Genomic DNA, 18,121 nt, shown 5'->3' with positions numbered 1-18,121 from the left:
TAAACATCCTCAGTCATGAAAAAAACTTACCAAAAGTTCCTTTCTGCTTTGATTGCCTTCATGGCAGTTTGGACGATACAGTCTTGCACCGGTGAATTCGAAGAACTCAACACCGATCCGAACAATCCGGTTGAAATTGCACCGGCGCTACTTCTCCCCAACGCCATCCAGACCGTGGTGGATCGCTATTGGGGGCACAGCACGCGCTATGAGCGCCTGAATATCGATGCGGCCATGTGCTGGGTTCAGCACCTATCCCGAAACATCTACATCAACGCAGAGGGAGACAGCTATGAAATTCCACTGACCATTTCTTCTGGCACTTGGAACAAAATCTTCACCGAATCCCTGGTCAACTTCGAACGCGTCGAAACACTTGCGGCACCTGGTGCTCCCTATGCCAATAGCAATTATGTAGGAGTGGCATTGGTCATGAAAGCATTCGCATTCTCCTACCTCACAGACGTATTTGGACCGATCCCTTACTCTGAGGCCCTAAAAGGCACTGCGGAAAACTCGATCAACTCTCCCAAATACGACTCCATGGAGGAAATCTACGCCGGCCTGCTGGCAGACCTCGAAGAAGCAAACACGCTCTTGACCGTCGGCGGTCCGGCTATTTCGGGAGACATCCTCTTCGGCGGGAATATCCTGAAATGGAAAATGTTTGCCAACTCACTGACACTGAGAATCGCCAACAGGCAGGCAGCCAAAAAGTCCACGGAGTCCCGCGCCATTATGGCCAAGATCCTCGCTGACCCGGCTAAATACCCGGTATTCACCAAGCAGTCAGAGTCTGCCCAACTGCAACATTTCGATGTGATCGGTAGCCGAAACAAGATGTTTGATGTCTTCTCCACTCGCTCCGACTGGAACGTCAGCTCGACCCTGATTGACAAACTCCTGGCGCTGGACGACGACAGAATCAAAGTATATGCTCAACCCCTGGCTGACGGCAGCTATGCTGGTCTCCCCAATGGTCTGACAGATGCCGCTGCCGGTACCTTCAACGCGTCCCGTATCGGCACCAAATACCTGAGCCCGATTGCACCAAGTCTGCTGTTGACTTACACTGAACTGCTCTTTATCAAAGCAGAGGCGGCGTTTGACGGGGACATTGCCGGTGATCCAAGCGCCTTGCTCAAAGAAGCGATTTCCGCGAGTTTCTCCGAACACGGCCTATCTATGCCCGCAGACTACATGAGCAGAATCGGAGCTGTCTCTAAGGAGGCTATCATGACTCAAAAATGGCTGGCATTGTTTGGTCAAGGCGTAGAAGCTTGGGTTGAATTTCGCAGAACCGGCTACCCGGTGATGCCTCCGCCACATCCGAGTGCGGTCTTCTCCAACGATGGTGTACTGCCTACCCGGATCGAGTATCCCACATCGGAATACTCACTCAACCTGACAAACCTGTCAGAAGGTGTCAGCAAGCTTGGCGGACCAGACAACATGAGAACTCCACTTTGGTGGGTCGAATAAACATGATTTACATCTCAAAGATATCCCATGAAAAACTTCATAAAAAATCCTTCGCTCCTCATCGCGCTTCTACTTCTGCTGTCTTTTCAAGCCTGCGTAGAGTCAGAAGACCTCGTCACTCCAAATGTCGCATCGCCGGTATTGATGGTCTTGCAGGGAACAACTTTCGCAGCTACCGCTCCGGTCACTGTCAATTCAACGACGCTTGAGCTGGACAAGACTCACATCCTCGACCACAACATCGGAATCGACTCCATCCCGGTTGCCAATCTTGCACTGACGGTTTTTGTAGACAACACCCGTCAGGTTGCGGCCCTTACCACCGATGCAGCAGGGATCGCTGCCTTAGAAATCAGCTGGGCAGATCTTGGTCTAAGCGAACCAAAAAGCGGCACCCAGGTTCGTCTGGAATTTGCCGGCACCTACAAAAACATCGCCTTCAGAAAGTATCACAATGTTCGAGTTCAATAGACCATCCTTAAAAATTTACACCTCCAAAATCACAACACCATGAAACAAGCAATCAGCAGAAGAACCTGGCTCAAATCCGGCTTTATGGCCATGGGAGCCATGAGTCTGGCTCCTTCTCTCGCCTTAGCAGGAAAAGAAAATCTCCGTGCCTATCAGCCCGCAAGCCGATTAAAGGAGTTCCTCCCAGCCTTCAACTACGACGAGGCAAGAATCGTAGCGAAGCTAAATGCCAACGAAAATCCCTACGGCCCATCTCCAAAGGTGATCAAAGCCATCTCAGACTCTGTGTCCATGGGCAACCGCTATGGCCACGGTGACGCAGCCATTTTGATAAAAATGATCGCCGAAAAAGAAGGCGTGACCCCAGACCATATCATGATGGGCCCTGGCTCTTCCGATCTATTGGAGAAAACAGCCTTTGTTCAGTTCAGAAACGGTGGAAATATTGTGTCTGCAGATCCTGCTTACATGTCGATCATGAGTTCCGCCATTGCCATGGGAGCTGCTTGGAAGCCGACTTCATTGACTTCGGACTTCCAGCACGATCTGGATGCCATGGCCAAGGAAGTAGACGCTGAGACCAAGCTGGTGTACGTCTGCAATCCCAACAACCCAACCGGCTCGACTACAGATGCCGCCAAACTCAAGGCGTTCTGCGCCAAAACCTCTGAAAAAGTCCCCGTCTTTGTAGACGAAGCTTATTTGGAATTCATGGACAATCCAGAAGCCAACACCATGGTAGGTCTGGTAGCCGAGGGCAAAGACGTCATCGTAGCGCGGACTTTCTCCAAAATTCACGGAATGGCGGGACTGCGAATCGGCTATATGGTGGCTCAGCCTGAGCGAATCGAGACGATCACTTCCCTGGTCAGAAGTACCATGGGACTATGTGCCACCTCGCTCAAAGGTGCCATTGCCAGCATGAACGAGCAGGAGTTTCTCGCCAATTGCAGATCGATGAACACTGAGTGCCGAGAATATACGGCCTCTGAGATCACTTCTCTGGGATACGACATCATTCCTTCCGTCACCTCCTTTATGATTTTCCCTCTCGCCATGGAAGGCCCTGCCTTCATGAAGGGCATGTATGACAGCGGTGTCGGCATCCGGGTATTCAAGATTGACGACAAGCCATGGTGCCGGGTCAGCATGGGGACGATGGACGAAATGGAACTCTTCGTCAGCTCATTCAAGAAAGTAACTACCTGATTCCCTCTCCTATGGATACCGCTTTAGAAAAAACCATTTCACTAATCCTTCTGATTGGAATTGGCGTTTGGCTCCAGCAAAAATTCCAGAATGAGGATCAAAAAAAAGGGCTAAAGAATCTAATTCTTACCATCGCATTGCCGGCGATGATATTTGTCGCATTGATGAAGATCGAAATCAATCCTGATTTGCTGATCCTCCCCATTATGGCTTTGGGATTCAACTTGGTGATGATGTACATCACCAAGTTTTCCATGCCCATGTTTGGAGTTCAAAAGGACTCTTCCGAGATGAGGACATTGGCGCTACTGATCCCTTCCTTAGCTCCCGGGTTGACTTGTTTTCCATTTATTGCGGAGTATCTCGGCGACGATCTTTTGGCTTGGGGCGCGTTGGCAGACTTGGGAAATAAGATCTTCGTCTTGATCCTTGCCTACATGTTGGCAATGTCTTGGTACTACAAGACGCAGCAGCTGAAGGCCCGATCAAACACCGAAAAGATCAAGGAGCTGATCGTGGCTATGATCAGCGAACCGATCAACATGGTCATTGCCGTGGCTATCATTTTGTTGTGTTTTGGCATCAACATGGACAGTCTTCCGGGATTTCTCTCCACTTCGATTGTGATGCTCAAAGACGTGATGACTCCGCTGGTGCTGCTCTTTATCGGGATTTCTGTCGTGTTTAAATGGAAGCAATTGTCAACCATCTTTTCACTGTTGGTATTCCGGGCAGGTTTCACCTTCCTGATCAGCGGCTTGTTTCTATGGCTGGTTCCGGGATTGACCCCTGCGGTTGCGCTTTTGGCTATCGCATTCCCGCAAAGTGCCGTGAGTTTCTGGCCCTTTGCACACATGGCAGCGATCCGCAAGATGGAGGTGGATGCCAATGCCCACAAAGCAACCTTTGATTTAGAGCTCGGGATCAACGTACTCGCTGTATCCATGCCAATGAGCACACTATTGATCTTGGGCGTATTCACCACAGGCAATCTCTGGGTCGTACCTACCAATGTCCTGATCCTTGGTGCGTCACTGGTCGGAGTTTCTTTGGCCCCAAGAGCGATTAAGCTGTTGGCTGACTACAGGAAAAGTCTGGCAAGCAAGGAAGAGGAACCCTCGTTTAGTGAACTGGATTTTAGGAAGATGGAAAAGTGACAATGAATCAAGCGCCTAGAATCAAAAACTAAGAAGAAAGTATCAAGACGTTGGTATCAAGACCAACCCGCATTTAGCCCAATAGACTAGCGGTTGATTCCGCGATTTGCCGAACAAAAATCACCCTGCCTGGTCAGATCACTACATCAGGCAGGGCTTTTTATTAGAAACCGAAGCGAACTAAAACTTTATTGTTTTAGCTTTATTTTTAAAGTCCCATTAAAAAAGAGTGGCGGTGGTCATTAGTCTGTCGACTGTTGACCAAACTCTTATTTCAACAAATACCAGGCAACTCCACCCGGCTTGATCTTGACCGTTAAGCTTAATTCCTGTTTTTCATTTAAGGAAAAATCCTGGCGCAGCTCCTCATTAGAAACCTCCACGCTATTTTTCAAACCCGTGTAATACAGGGGCAACTCAAGTACTTTCTTGATTTCCCTGTTCGTTGGGTTAAAGACGACCACCATTCCCTTGTCTTCTATAAATGGATTGACATGCATCATGATATCCAAATCCCTTCCCGTCGGACGGCTGACATGGATAATCTCGGAGGTGAGAATCTCCCGATGAGCTTTGAACCAATTGATCCACTTACCAGCCATGGCTTTCGTCTCGGGTGTATCATACAGCCGATTTCCCCGGATTGTAAACTGGCATCCGCTCGCCAAGTATTGGACCAACTGCGCCTCGTAACGATCTAGATTTTCATTCAAGGGCTCCAGGCCTACCCGTGGGTCGTGGGTATAAAATCCAACCAACTGCATCGTCATCCAGCCCATCGTCGGAAGCTTGTGCCAAGTACCATCATAGATATATTGGCGACCTAGCAGAAGTTGCTGTTGTGGGGTCAGGTTGGCACTGGCTTCCCGATAGCCCATTCCGGTGGCTGACTGTCCGTTGAGAAAATACCAATCCGGAATCGGCACATACATGTCTCGCCGCTGAAGTTCGTGGATGATACCAACTTGAGTTTTCCACTGCTGCCACTGCGAGTCCTCCAGTCCGCTGTGGTGTGTGTGGCTATGAGAGGCGCAGGGATCTCCGTGATAGGGTCCATCCATATTATAGGTCATCATTCCAGTTTGGTCAAAAAACTCCCACATCTTTGGATAGTAGCTATCCTTCCAGGCGCTGGCGATGCAGACACTTTGGCCAAAAAGACTCCCCGGCTTTCCTGTAGCTGGATCGACGCAATCCACCTCGGCACCTCTTCCCCGCGACGCGACTTGCAGTTCGTATCCTCCCATGACGATGCCTTTGCTTCGGGCATACGAAGCGATATCCTTCCAAAGTGCGACATACTCAGAATCCAGGTTGTCGTGACTGATCCCCGGCCAGGCCTGAATGTCCAGCCGCTCCAATCCCAGCTCTCCCATCTGATCGATAAATGACTTGAGCTGGACTGGATCGTGGCTGGTGATTCCTCCGGCAATCAGTGATTCGGTCGTCTGAGGCGCCAATTTTTTGTACATCCTGCGATGCCCGAGCGACTTTCGCTCCTCGTCGTCGCTATCCTGCAGCAGCTCAAAAGTGATGTAGGATTTGAAGGGATTTTCTTTGGTCACAGGAGTGTTCGGCCCCATCGGAAGCGTACTCACCAGAAGATTGCGGTGGCGAAAACCCAGGAAATTATCCTCGGCCTGATTGTGTGTCGCCCAGGTGTGGTAGTCGGGGTCCACACGCCACTTGGTCGTCCCCTCACCCGCCTGATAGGGCTTGGGCTCGCCGACGAAATGGAGCAGGGCACTTCCTTTGGTGTTACCATTGACCAAGGCGAAAGAAAAATCGCTTTCCACATGAATCCGGTTGAGCTGATCTTGGTTCACTGCCAGTACTTCGGTCTCGATCTGCTGGATGATCGTCGCCTCCGACCCGGAGTTTTTCACCTCCACCCATTTAGCCATCACCGGCAGTCCTTGGTAGATCTCATAATTGACCTGAACTTCGATATCCTTCAGCGCAGGAATCGCCTCACCCGCAGCGTAAGTCATGATCACGCGGAGCCCTTTGGCAGGCCAGTCGGTTTGGATGGAGTTAAACTTGGGAGTCCAGGGGTAGCGCTGCACCGGAGCCGCTGTTTCTATCTTTTTCAACACAAAAGAACTCGGGCTATTCTCCATTTCGGGGAGCCAGGATTCCAACAAATAAGATAGCTCAGGCTGGCCTTTCAACCCTCCGACTTCGTACCAGGTGCTGTCGATCAACAGTCGCGCCTCTGGTTTTACAGCCCGGAGAAACTCCGCCTGATTGGAGTGGTTTTTATAGCTGACACAGGCGAGATTGTCCGATATGTAAAAGCTCCGGCTAACCAGTCCATTGGTGATTCTAAATTCGGAGGTGATTTGGTCGGCTGATTTTTTGACTTCCAAACGGCAAGCCTCTCCTACCGAAGTGATCAGCCAATCTCTGGGAAATTTGGAATCAGAGAAGTCCGACACCAACTTTTTGCCCATGCCTTCTGCCTCTAGGATTTTTACAAATGCTTGGCGCTCTTCCAATTGCTTGCCAGACTTCTCCGCGATCTTTTCGTAGTCCAGGAGAAAACTGGCATTGGAGTCGAAATGACCTGAGTCAAAAGTGCCAACTCGTACCTCATAGATTTCCCCATAGAAATTAGACTTCCCCTCCGCATCGCAAGCAATGGAAAATGAGTTCGAAATATCCTGTGTCGGCTCAAAAGTCCCCGACTTTTTGCCATTGAACCAGACCGTGCCTTCCCCATTTTCGACGACTGCCGCGAGGTGAACCCATTGATCTTTGATGACTTCGCCAATCTGTACCGATCCCTTTCCGCCGGAATTGAAGCTCCAGCTTTTTCCGTTCTGCACGAATTGATATCCCGACGATTCGCTCCCGGTGGAAGCCACGACCCATTTGGGAGTGATGTTACCGTCCGCGTTGTTTTCCACGCGGCCTTTCACCCAAACTTCGAAAAGGAGATTTTCACCCGCCTTTCCGAAGGGAGTCGCTGCCAAATATCCATCGCCTTTGCCGCTAAACAGGATGGATCCCTCGCCGTTCCCGGCTTTGTCACCGGGAGCATCCGCATAGAAAACAGGAGTACCGATCACGGTCAAGGGAGTTCCTGCTTTGCCAACCGGCTTCAAAACCTCTGGAGCTATTGCGTAGGTGACATTTCCCGAGCGCCCCATATTGTAGTGAGCCAGCGTGCGAACTTGCGCCTGAGCAAAAGCCACCAAAAAAAAGAGCAGTATTAAGGCAAAAGTATTCTTGGAGATCATCGGTTTATAGCTCAATTATTCCTTAACATTTATTTTTCGAAGTTTCACTCCCACCGACACTTAAATTTTTGTGTGTCATCAGCAGGTCGAGTTCAAATCCGGGTATCCCTGCGATTGTAAACGAATCTCAATATTAGTCCAATAGACCTAGAAATATGGCGCTAATCAAAGGTGATTTGCAACTACTGACTCACAGATTACATTCATTATCGTGTTCCATCATATACTTTAAGAATCAGCAGGAGTAAAAAAATGGTCCAAGCCTTTCGACCTGGACCTGTTAAACTATCAAAAAATCGGTTGTTACAGTTTTTTCAACTCGATATTTTTGAACATCACTTTCATAGGCGGGCCTACGTGAACCTGAAATCCCATCATGCCTTTGGTCATCCGGTTTTTGGCGTCTTCGTCGTGAACCTCGCTCATCAAGGTCCCATTAACGTAGTGCTGCAAAACGTTACCTTTGGCTACGATACGAATGGCGTTCCAGTCATTTGCTTTTATCATTTTCCCCAACTCCTCTCGATCGCCGAGTTCTGAAACTACATTGAGTCCTTTCCAGGCATTTCTTTCAACAAACGCACGCGTCTCTGTGATACTGTCTGGCTGTGAAGTAATCTGGGTCTTTTGCCCTCGGTAGGCCAAGGTCGTACGCTTTCGTTCCTCGTAGTTTTGTCCTGTGTAGCGATTGGCTCCATCGATGTCGGCCTGATAGCCACGAAGTGCAAAAGGCACCTCAGCCACGCGGTCGCTCCGGTATTGCACGCCGGAGTTCCCCTTTTCGGAAATCCAGTAATCCAGCTTCAACTCAAAATCAGCAGGCTCTCCACCTTTCCAGATGATGAAGGTGTTAGCTTTCAAAACCGTCTCGGGGGTGATTTCTCCGACGATCGCCCCGTCTTTGACAGACCAATAGACGGGATCAAATTCCCAACCTTCAAGATTTTTTCCATTGAAGATGGATTCGAAACCTTTTCCCTGACTCTCTGGAGTCTGAGAAGATCCGAGGAAAACGGCCAGCAGACAAGCTGCCAGTCCGATCCCTGCAAGTTTTAACTTATGAATGTTCATCATCATAGTGTTATTGTGCCGGTGCTGCCTGATATACCGCATGCTCAGGATTGCCGCCTGAGATCAGGTACGCCATTAGATCTTTCAGTTCTTCTGCATTGAGTCGATTGATCAGACCCGGCATCATGATAGATACTTCTGCGTTTTTCTTCAAAATCACGTCTGATTTCGGCACCGTTTTTATCACGTCTGGAGCAAATGGATTTTGGGAGATGTAGTAATTTGTCGCATCCTCGTCGTTAAGCTTACCCACGATGGATCCTCCTGCTTTCAGTTCCAAAACCGTTGCGTGATACTGGTCAGAGATCGTGGCATTTGGATCGATGGTAGCCACCAAAATGTCTTTGGGAGAAAATCGAGATCCCAGCTGAGTCAGGTCAGGACCGATAAAACCACCCTCGCCTTGAATTGTATGACAGGACTGACACATCACAGCACCGAACATTGCTTTGCCTTTGACCAGGTCTCTGCCGCTTAGGTTTTGTACGAGAGTATCGGCCATATCTACCGTCCATCGTCTGCCAGGTCCTTCTGGCTGCACCCCTGTTTCAATGATATCATTGCCGCTGGAACTAAGCAGTTTACCACCTGACATCTCGTCGTACTTCGCAAATTCCGCTTCAGCCACATTGCTCAACGCCATCTTTCTGGCGCGGTCAATGAAACCAACATAGCTCCGTCCCCCTTTATAAGCGGTGAGTGCATTGTGAATCCAACCGAAATATTCCTCTCTCAATTCCGGAGTCCAGCCCTTGTCAGCGCCACCCAAAACCGTTGCGTAATAGGTTTGCTGGGCCGGCGGCACGTTTGCGAGCATGTTGGCGATGTCCATTCCGTACTGGGGATTTCTGAAGATCAAGTCGGAGGAAGCCGTGAACGTCTTTTGGTAATTGGGATCGTCTTTGGCATTTTTCAGCAAAGCCAGTGTCTTTTCCACTGCACTTGGAGCATCCAACTGGGTCAGCAATACCGACAGGGATCTGTCAAGCATGTTGTCGTTGGCTGGGAAGTGCGGATCGAGGTAGTCGGCTAGTTGAGTTTTAACGGATGCTGAGCCCTTATCGTAGCGATACAGGATGACTTCAATGGTTCTCAACAGGTCTTGCTTGTCCTTGTCGGAAAGTGCCTTATAGTCCACTTCCATGAGGCTTTTCAGCATACCCGCTGCGTCAGCGTCGCTTGCATGGTGCGCCAAAGCCAAGTTGGCATGGATCTTTTTGACGGGATCGGCTTCTGCGATCGCTTTAGCTTTCCAAGTAGCTACCGGTTGATGCTCCAATACTAATCTTGCAGCATATTGCACGTATCGGTCTTTGTTGCTGAGTTCTGCCCAGGCTTTTTCCAAGCCATCGGCAGGAGCGCCATCGTGGTGGTATTTCTCCAATTCTCGTCTAGTCTTCGCTTCCTGCGGCAGATCAGCCTCGGTCATCGGCGAATAAGAATCCAAGTCTCCAGTGTAGGTGACACGATAGAGGTCAGACTCTAATCTTCTTCCTCCCGTGGCAAAATAGAACGCTCCATCTGGACCGATGGCTCCGTCTGTCAATGGCAGCGGAGAACCTGAAATAAACTCTTCGGCTTCGGCGTCATAGGTCGCCCCGTTTGGAGTTAGATGAATCGCATAGATCATCCCAAAGCTCCAGTCAAATGCGTAAAGCGCCTTTTTGTACTTGCTTGGAAAATTTGCCTCATAGCCAAACATCGCGTTGGTCGGTGATCCTTGCCCGATATTGAGGATCGCAGGCAAATTGTCTGGATAGTTAGGTGACCACTTAGAATTGCCTGTTCTCCAGCCAAACTCTGCTCCACTGGTCACGTGGTTGATTCGGTTTGGACGATACCAAGGCATTCCAAAATCCCACTCCATATCCGCATCGTAGGCGAAAATATCGCCGACCTCGTTGTAGTCGAAATCAAACGCATTTCTAAAACCAGCGGCGATCAGTTCCCATTCAGTTCCCTCAGGATTGATTCGAGCGATCCACCCACCCGGCGCCATCCGGTTGTTGGCGTGGCCTCTTGGATCTTTGATCAAGGGGAACAGGTTGTCTTCTTGCCACACATTTGGCAATCTATAGGCATCCATCTCCGGGACATCGACATGGTTACCGGCAATCAGATAGATGCCTTTTCCATCTGGCGTGACTTTCATGCTGTGGGGACCGTGTTCACCTGGACTGCCTTTGAGTTCTCTGATCTGGGTTACCGTTTCGAACTGGTCATCGCCATCCAAATCCTGGATGCGATATAGGCCGGTTGGTTGGCTAAAGGTCTCATTCGGATTGTGGTTGACCATCACGTAGAGCGAATTGAACGCATAGAGCAGGCCCTGTCCATAGCCCATTCCGACTTGAGGCTCGGCCACATTTCCAACATGCAGTCGCTCTACTTTGGCTTTGACCGTGGAGTCAGATCCGATCGGTGGCAATTCAAGCCGATAGAGAAAGCCATACTGATCCGAGGTGATCATCCGACCTTTGTCATCAAAGGTCATCGCAACCCAAGAACCCTGGTCATTTTCTCCCGGGCTATACAGCAGCTCAGCCACGAATCCATCCGGTAGTTTGAGCTTATCAATTTTAGGATTGCCGGTTAGCTTCCGGGCCGATTCCTCTTCCTTTTGGGAGCAGGCAAATGAAATTGCCACTATCCCCGCAAGGACGAAAAGATTCTTAATAGTGATTTTGTGGAACATATTTATTGGGATTATTAAATGCTGTTGAATAAAATTTCTTTGAGTTGAAGTTGGGTATAAATCAGTAAGGCAAAAAGCCATTCAAGCAGGCTATTTACTTCCTGTCATTTAATTCACTGTCCTGTTATTTCCGGTACGGAAGAAAATAACCCAACATCATTTCTCTTACTCAGCAGAGAGGATGTCGGGCTATTTGAATTAAAGAAAACCAACTTAGAAATAAGGACTCAAATTAGATTCATCCGCAGGATAAGGGTAGAATTTGCTCAGATTAGTAAACACATTTGGTCTAGGCACAGCCCCTTCCGGATAGTAGTAGGCTAAAGGATTGGCAACGATTCGCTGACCATAAGGGATGATAATCTCATCAATTCGGTCTGTTCTCTGAATATCAAACCAGCGTTTGTTTTCGAACGCAAGTTCAACACGTCTTTCCTTGAAGATTGCCTCTCTCAAATTAGCCTGTCCGGATGCGGTAGTCGGGGCGAGTTTTGCTCTAACTCTTACCATATTAAGGTAGGTATCAGCACCTGCTTTGCCCTGCTCGTTTAGCGCTTCTGCCATAAACAACAGCACTTCCGCATAACGGTAAACCGGCCAATTCATCCCATGGTTGTTGTGCTGGGAGTGACTGCTCTGAAACTTCTTGATGTAAGGATAGTTTTTATTGGACCTGGCACTCCCCGAAAGGAATACATTGCCGATAGAGAAGTCTTTTCTCACATCACCCGGCTCATAGGCCGCAATGATATCCGGAGTAGGAATATTGTTTCCTTCCCCGTCAATGTTCTGAGGATTGTTTGTTCCCATGATCGGCTGCAGTTCGGCGGCGGAGATAGGGCGGGGCATGAACTGATACATGAAATTACCCTGCAGTCCTGCAGCACCTTCTAAATACTGCACCTCAAACACCGACTCCATATTGTTTTTATTTGAAGCATTTTCAGAAAACGCCATATCGTAGCTCGGCATAAGCATATACTTACCACCGGTAATTACCGGCATCAATACCTGCTCTGCCTCCGACCATTTTTTCTGGTTGATGTACACATTTGCCAGAAGCGTACGGGCAGCGCCGGAAGTAACGCGGCCGGGCTGTTGAGTCGCCTTGTCAAGCAATATCGGAATAGCGGCCGTCAGGTCACTCTCAATCTGCGCATAAACCTCCGCCTCTGGCGCAAGTGGCAATGCAGCCTCTGATCTCACCGCAACAGGGGTCAAGTGCAGGGGCACGCTCGAAAAATACCGAACTAACTCAAAATAGGCATAAGCCCGCAGAAACAGCGCCTGTCCCTTGATGTTTCCCTTTGCAGTTGCATCAAAGTCTACATCATCAATCAAAGCCAAAATTTGGTTTACCCGTGCAATGATCAGATAGTCCTGTCTCCATTGGTTCAGTATATGCGTGTTTGGTGCTGTACCACTGGAAACCAGGATAGAAAAGTCTGCCAGGTCCTCCTGTGGATCCACCGCCCCGAAGAGCGGGTTGCGTGCGTAGTAGGTATTGTCAGAGTGCATCTCTCCCAACAGCCAAGCGCGGTCATTGTTGATCGTCCGAAGCGGAACATAAGCGGCATTGACAGCCTGCTCAAAATCCGTTTGCGTTTTGTAGAAGGTAGCAGAACTCAACTGAGTCTCTGGCACCACCGTGAGAAAGTCCTCACAGCTCGTAAGCATCATACTCGCTGCGATTAATCCTATGATATATTTTTTCATTTTCGTTTCGTTTGTAGGTGTGTTATACTGGCAGGTTCTGCCGATTAAAAAGTGATGTTGGCACCGATGGTGATCGTACGAGGTACAGGATAGGCTGACAAGTCAACCCCAGGGCTCAAGTTTCCACCATCGCCATTTCCATCGTTTTGCATACTCACCTCTGGATTGGAACCTCCCCAATAAGGAGTAAAGACCCACATGTTCTGGCCCGAAGCATAAACACGGGCAGATTTGACTGATTTGCCAAGGTTTTTAAAGGAATATCCAATCGTGATATTTCGGATGGTGAAATAATTAGCATCCCAAACGAAGTTGCTGTTGTTCCAGTCTCGCTCTACTCCAGTGACATTACCACCACCTACGGTCGTGCCAAAGATGCCTTCTCCAGGATCCTCTGGTGAGCGAAATCGATCGGCTGCCTTCGCCACCATATTGAATACACCGTCAAGATTAGCAGTACTGTAAAGGTGTCTCATATAAAGCTGATTGCCTTCTGACCCTGATGCTGTGATGCTCGCATCCCAATTTTTAAAGGTGAAAGTATTGACGAGACCATAGACAAAATCCGGGAACGGATTTCCGATAATGGCTCGATCATCGTTGTCTCCACCATAAGTGATTACGCCGTCACCGTTCACATCCTTCAATTTGATACTTCCCACAGTAGAACGGCCGGGGATGATTGGTGAGTTGGCCAAATCCTCAGCATTCATGTAGTTCCCTTCTTTGACCATCCCGTAGAACTGTCCAAATGGTTGGCCTACTTGGGTGATGTGGTAAGATCCATAGACCCGGTCGATGCCGTCAGCAAGGGAAATAACTTCATTTCTGTTGAAGGAGATGTTGGCATTTACATTCCAGCGGAAGTTGGAAGTATTCACCGCAATCGCATTCACAGCAAACTCATGACCCCAGAATTTGATCTCACCGATGTTATCATTGAAATTGGAAAAACCTGATTCCTGTGGAATCTGCACCGCATAGAGCAGGTTGGTGGTGTTTTTGGTATAAAAATCATACACAAAAGACACACGATCATCCCAGAATCCCAAGTCCAGCCCTAAATCAAACTGAGCGGTAGTCTCCCAACCCAAGTTATTATTGCTCAGCGAAGTAACTGCTGCGCCTGGAACTACAGCTTCCCCAAAGGCAGCATTGATGGTATTATTCACTAGGGCATATTGGGTATAATTACCGATGTTGTTGTTACCGGTGACTCCGTAACTCGCTCTCAGCTTTGTAAAAGAAATCGTAGAACCGGCACTCATAAATTCCTCATCAGACAGCACCCAACCTGCAGACACGGAAGGGAATACCCCCCATCTATTTTCGGATCCAAAACGCGAAGATCCGTCGCCTCTGATCGAGCCGGTTAGCAGGTATTTACCTTTGTAATTGTATGTCAGTCTGGAGAAAACAGAAGTAAGCGTCCATTCATTCACTCCGTTGTTCGTGCCGCCTCGGTTGATGTTCAGTGCCCCTTGGATGGTTGGAAGTCGGTCATCCGCATAGGTATCCGCCTGAATCCGAGTACGATCGCTTCTATATCTTTGGTTGGAAAAACCTCCCAAAATCTGAAAACTGTGGTTGTTTACACTTTTATCGTAGGTGACAATGTTCTCATTCAGCCAGGAAATATCTTGATAATCTTCTCTTATCGACACCGCGACCGTTGGTATCGCTACGTTTATTGAGGCAGTCGCCGTAGACGGGTTAAACCAAAAATAATTTGAATTTCTGATCTCGGTATTGAAAGTCGTCTTGAACGACAGTCCTTTCACCGGCTTCCATTCAGCATAGGTGTTTGCGAGGATGTTAAACTCTTTGGTCTCATTGGTGATCTCTTCGGCAGATCGCACCCAGTTTGGGTAAGCGAAGATATTACCGGTATTTGCAGGGAATCGATTGAAGTAGGTCAATTCACCACTTTCATCGTAGATCGGCATGACCGGCCACGTGTGAAGCGCATTGAACAAAATCCCGGTACCTCGAGTACCATCAGTTCTCGGCGTGTTATCAACCACATAATTTGGCGCCACATTTACGCCGATGCTTACTTTGTCTGAGACCGCATAGTCTGTATTCAATCTCAGGGAGAACCTTTTGTAGTCCGAATTGACCACGACTCCTTTTTGATCAAAAACACCGGCAATCACTGCTGTATTGACACGCTCTTTGTTCGAGGTGATGGTCAGATTGTAGCTTGTAATTGGTGCAGTCTGTAGCATCGCGTCATACCAGTCGTTGTTTTTATCGCGGTATTCGGATGGATTTTGAAATGCCTCAGGCACTGGCTGGCCAGCATCGGTATAATATTCGTTTTTGAACTGGGCAAATTCCTCAGCGTTCATCATCTCCAACCTTCCCTGTTCCGGTACTTGCTGGAATCCCGTGTACACATTGAGATTGACGTTAGTCATTCCTTTCGCACCTTTCTTGGTTGTAATCAATACGACACCATTGGCAGCTCTCGAACCATAAAGAGAGGTTGATGCAGCATCCTTCAACACCGTGATGTCCTGAATTTCATCAGGATTGATCGCATTGATATCTCCGGAGATCGGAAATCCATCGACCACGTACAGCGGCTGACTACCGCCTGATACGGAGAGTTGGCCTCTGATTCGGACGTTCATCCCCTGCCCCGGCTTGCCGGTAGTCTGGTTGATTTGAACGCCTGCGAGACGGCCCTGCAGCTTTTGAGCTACTGAGGACACAGGCATATCCTGCAGGTCCTTACCCGAAACGGACTGAATGGCTCCAGTCACCTCCTTTTTAATTTGGCTACCGTAGCCGACGACTACGACTTCCGAAAGGTCAGAGGTGGAAAGGTTCAAAGTGACGTTGATGGTCGTCTGCCCTCCCACCACGGTCACTTCTCGGGTAGTATAGCCAACAAAGCTGACTACCAAAATTTCCCCAGCTGCCGCATTGATGGAATAGTTGCCATCGATGTCGGTCACAGTTCCTCGTTGGGTTCCTTTGACTAATACAAGAGCCCCGGGGACGGGCTCACCTTCGGATGTGACTACACCCTGGACAGCCTGAGTCTGCCCAAAACTGGTGATACTTATGCAAAACATAAGCAGTAAAAATCCTACAAATCGGATTCTCACCCTAGATAGATAATAGTTATTCATAAAGACGGGTTTTTGTTATATAGATAGCTGAAAGTAAAACCCCTCAGAATCTTTTCCATCCTGCGCTATCCTGAATTGCAAGCAAATGTTTTTCTTTCATCGCGATGAAAAAACCCGTCACTACAGGATAGAAAACCGGCTTTCCAGCACGGAAGTGTCAGGTGAAACCGCCAAAAAATCAAAATGCAACTCAACCGAACACAGCTTGTTAAACTCGCTAAAAACCTCTTTATCCGAAAATCTATTTTCGCAGTGTTTCGTGTATATTTTTTTTAACCAAAGGAAAAACAAAAAAGTAAATTCAAAGAATAAATTGCATTAAGGAAAAACTGCCCACGCTTGTTTTTCGATTGCAAATTACGGCCAGACTTCCGAATTATTTTCTATTAAATACCCCTTAAAAAGCACATTCAACTATTGTTGAAATCGGCTTAATTCACCCCGATTCAAGCAGCCTAGCGAAATAATTAAATATCAAAATATTACCGATAGTCAAAATTAAAATCTATCCGATACCAAACCGACGACTATTTATATTCATCTTTTTTAAAAACCCTGATGACCCCCTCCTAAAATTTAATGCAAATTTTCCCAATAAATAAGCTGGTAGAGGGTACAAAATTGTCGACAAAAACGGAATTGCATTGGAGAAAAAAAATCCGAGGGATAGCATATAGGTTACATCAAAAAATCGGATCAAGTACATCAGAAGCATCGCATCACGCAACAACAGCCGATCTCAAACTGAATAATGCTAAAAAATAGAAAAAAAAAAAAGGCTTTAGCTTAGCATACAAATCCCCAAGCCGACCCCATTGAAATAACACAAAATAGAACACCTATCCAACAAAGTCTTAATAAAATCAACATACAATATTATTAATACTTTAAAGGATATCATTCCTAATATACAAAGTCAAATTGCGACATCAATAAACCAATATATACATGCAAAAAAATCAAAAGAGGAACTTGGTGGATGGTCTTATTATTGCTTTGTTTCGAAAAAAAACTCTCATCCTTTTGTTTTCAACTGCTTTTAAACCTGACATACATTTAAAAGTAAAAAAAAAATACAACTCAATATTGGTAGAAGCTATCCAGACCGGGCCTTTAGGATTATTTCAATACATTCCAAAGAAAACACTCGAACTAAATCCGAATACCAAAATTGTGTAGCCGATCGTTTAACGTACCCATATTGACCTTTGGTGGCACCTGTCTGGATCGACCGCACAAGAATCCCGGGATTGCTGGAAAACCCGACGCTACCAGGGTACAGAACCCACAGAGAACTTCAGAACTATGACAAAAGGGAAGTATGTGCTGCCGTGCAGACTTCGGTGAAAAATTTGAACTAAGCCAATCCTAACTAAGGAGCACAGGATCTTTTGAAATAACAAACTAAAAACCAAAGACTAGAGAGCTAGAGCGGCTGAGAATACTGAGATGGATCAATGGATCGGCCCAACTTACAAGGCAGCTGACGCACATATTTCCGAAAAGAATGTAAAAGAAAAAAACGGCAGGGACATCAAATCCGCCATGACTGGATCTGACCGAGAGCTATTCAAACTAGGCAAAGAGATTGCAGCACTTGTCTCCAGCTTGACGGGGGTGGATTGGGCGCCTCAGGATTTCCGACTCGTACTGACAAATTTTTGGTGACTGTGGGTCCGGATTCTTCGGGCCTATCAATGTCGGCGACAAAAACTATCCTGGACAGGTGTCGATGCCTCCGTTCGAAGGTATGCTCAACGACAGCGAGTGTAGCTGCGGTATTGAACTATAACGTAGCCCTTTCGGACACAAACCTCTCTGATCTCACCTGATCTTGTCAGACAGATATGAGATGAAAGTATCCCTCCGATGAACTGCATCTTGATAGGCCGTGATTTAAGAGCTAAAGTTGCGGGATGAAAAAGTGGAGTGTCGAAA

General features: G+C 47.8%; 11 protein-coding genes. 6 read left to right on the top strand and 5 right to left on the bottom strand.

Annotated elements, in window-relative coordinates; genetic code table 11:
- The first annotated feature begins 15 nt into the window (after positions 1–15).
- From ABD031_RS12135 to ABD031_RS12120, 4 genes are read left to right on the top strand one after another with little or no spacing between them, the layout of a single operon-like run.
- The gene (locus ABD031_RS12135; protein ID WP_343851787.1) at positions 16–1,482 is read left to right on the top strand and encodes a SusD/RagB family nutrient-binding outer membrane lipoprotein; all 1,467 of its coding nucleotides are present in this window, start codon (positions 16–18) and stop codon (positions 1,480–1,482) included.
- A gap of 27 nt (positions 1,483–1,509) precedes the next feature.
- A complete protein-coding gene (locus ABD031_RS12130; protein WP_343851784.1) occupies positions 1,510–1,953 on the top strand; it encodes a hypothetical protein in 444 nt (147 codons plus the stop codon).
- A gap of 39 nt (positions 1,954–1,992) precedes the next feature.
- Positions 1,993–3,162 carry a pyridoxal phosphate-dependent aminotransferase gene (locus ABD031_RS12125; protein WP_343851782.1) on the top strand — a complete coding sequence of 390 codons (1,170 nt, stop codon included), beginning with the start codon at positions 1,993–1,995 and terminating at the stop codon, positions 3,160–3,162.
- An 11-nt stretch (positions 3,163–3,173) separates the two neighbouring features.
- Positions 3,174–4,319, top strand: a complete 1,146-nt coding sequence (locus ABD031_RS12120) for an AEC family transporter (RefSeq protein ID WP_343851780.1) — start codon at positions 3,174–3,176, stop codon at positions 4,317–4,319.
- A gap of 269 nt (positions 4,320–4,588) precedes the next feature.
- On the opposite strand, the gene ABD031_RS12115 is transcribed toward ABD031_RS12120, so the two are convergent.
- The 5 genes from ABD031_RS12115 to ABD031_RS12095 form a co-directional block, all read right to left on the bottom strand.
- The gene (locus ABD031_RS12115) at positions 4,589–7,561 is read right to left on the bottom strand and encodes a LamG-like jellyroll fold domain-containing protein (RefSeq protein ID WP_343851777.1); all 2,973 of its coding nucleotides are present in this window, start codon (positions 7,559–7,561) and stop codon (positions 4,589–4,591) included.
- Between the two features lie 303 nt (positions 7,562–7,864).
- The gene (locus tag ABD031_RS12110) at positions 7,865–8,635 is read right to left on the bottom strand and encodes a 3-keto-disaccharide hydrolase (protein ID WP_343851775.1); all 771 of its coding nucleotides are present in this window, start codon (positions 8,633–8,635) and stop codon (positions 7,865–7,867) included.
- Between the two features lie 7 nt (positions 8,636–8,642).
- Positions 8,643–11,327: a c-type cytochrome gene (locus tag ABD031_RS12105; protein WP_343851773.1), complete on the bottom strand. Its 2,685-nt coding sequence runs from the start codon at positions 11,325–11,327 to the stop codon at positions 8,643–8,645.
- A 213-nt stretch (positions 11,328–11,540) separates the two neighbouring features.
- Positions 11,541–13,043, bottom strand: a complete 1,503-nt coding sequence (locus ABD031_RS12100; RefSeq protein WP_343851771.1) for a RagB/SusD family nutrient uptake outer membrane protein — start codon at positions 13,041–13,043, stop codon at positions 11,541–11,543.
- 44 nt (positions 13,044–13,087) lie between these two features.
- Positions 13,088–16,126, bottom strand: a complete 3,039-nt coding sequence (locus tag ABD031_RS12095; RefSeq protein ID WP_343851864.1) for a SusC/RagA family TonB-linked outer membrane protein — start codon at positions 16,124–16,126, stop codon at positions 13,088–13,090.
- Positions 16,127–17,131: 1,005 nt separating this feature from the next.
- On the opposite strand from ABD031_RS12095, the gene ABD031_RS12090 reads away from it, so the two are divergent.
- Positions 17,132–17,362 (top strand): hypothetical protein, encoded by a 231-nt coding sequence (locus ABD031_RS12090; RefSeq protein ID WP_343851770.1) that lies wholly within the window; start codon positions 17,132–17,134, stop codon positions 17,360–17,362.
- 270 nt (positions 17,363–17,632) lie between these two features.
- Complete coding sequence (locus ABD031_RS12085) at positions 17,633–17,851, top strand: hypothetical protein (RefSeq protein ID WP_343851769.1); 219 nt, start codon at positions 17,633–17,635, stop codon at positions 17,849–17,851.
- The last annotated feature ends 270 nt before the right edge of the window (positions 17,852–18,121 follow it).

The organism is Algoriphagus jejuensis (assembly GCF_039523455.1).
Taxonomy (GTDB): Bacteria; Bacteroidota; Bacteroidia; order Cytophagales; family Cyclobacteriaceae; genus Algoriphagus; species Algoriphagus jejuensis.
The sequence above is the reverse complement of the archived record's forward strand: the minus strand, read 5'-3'. Positions and strand labels throughout refer to the sequence as shown.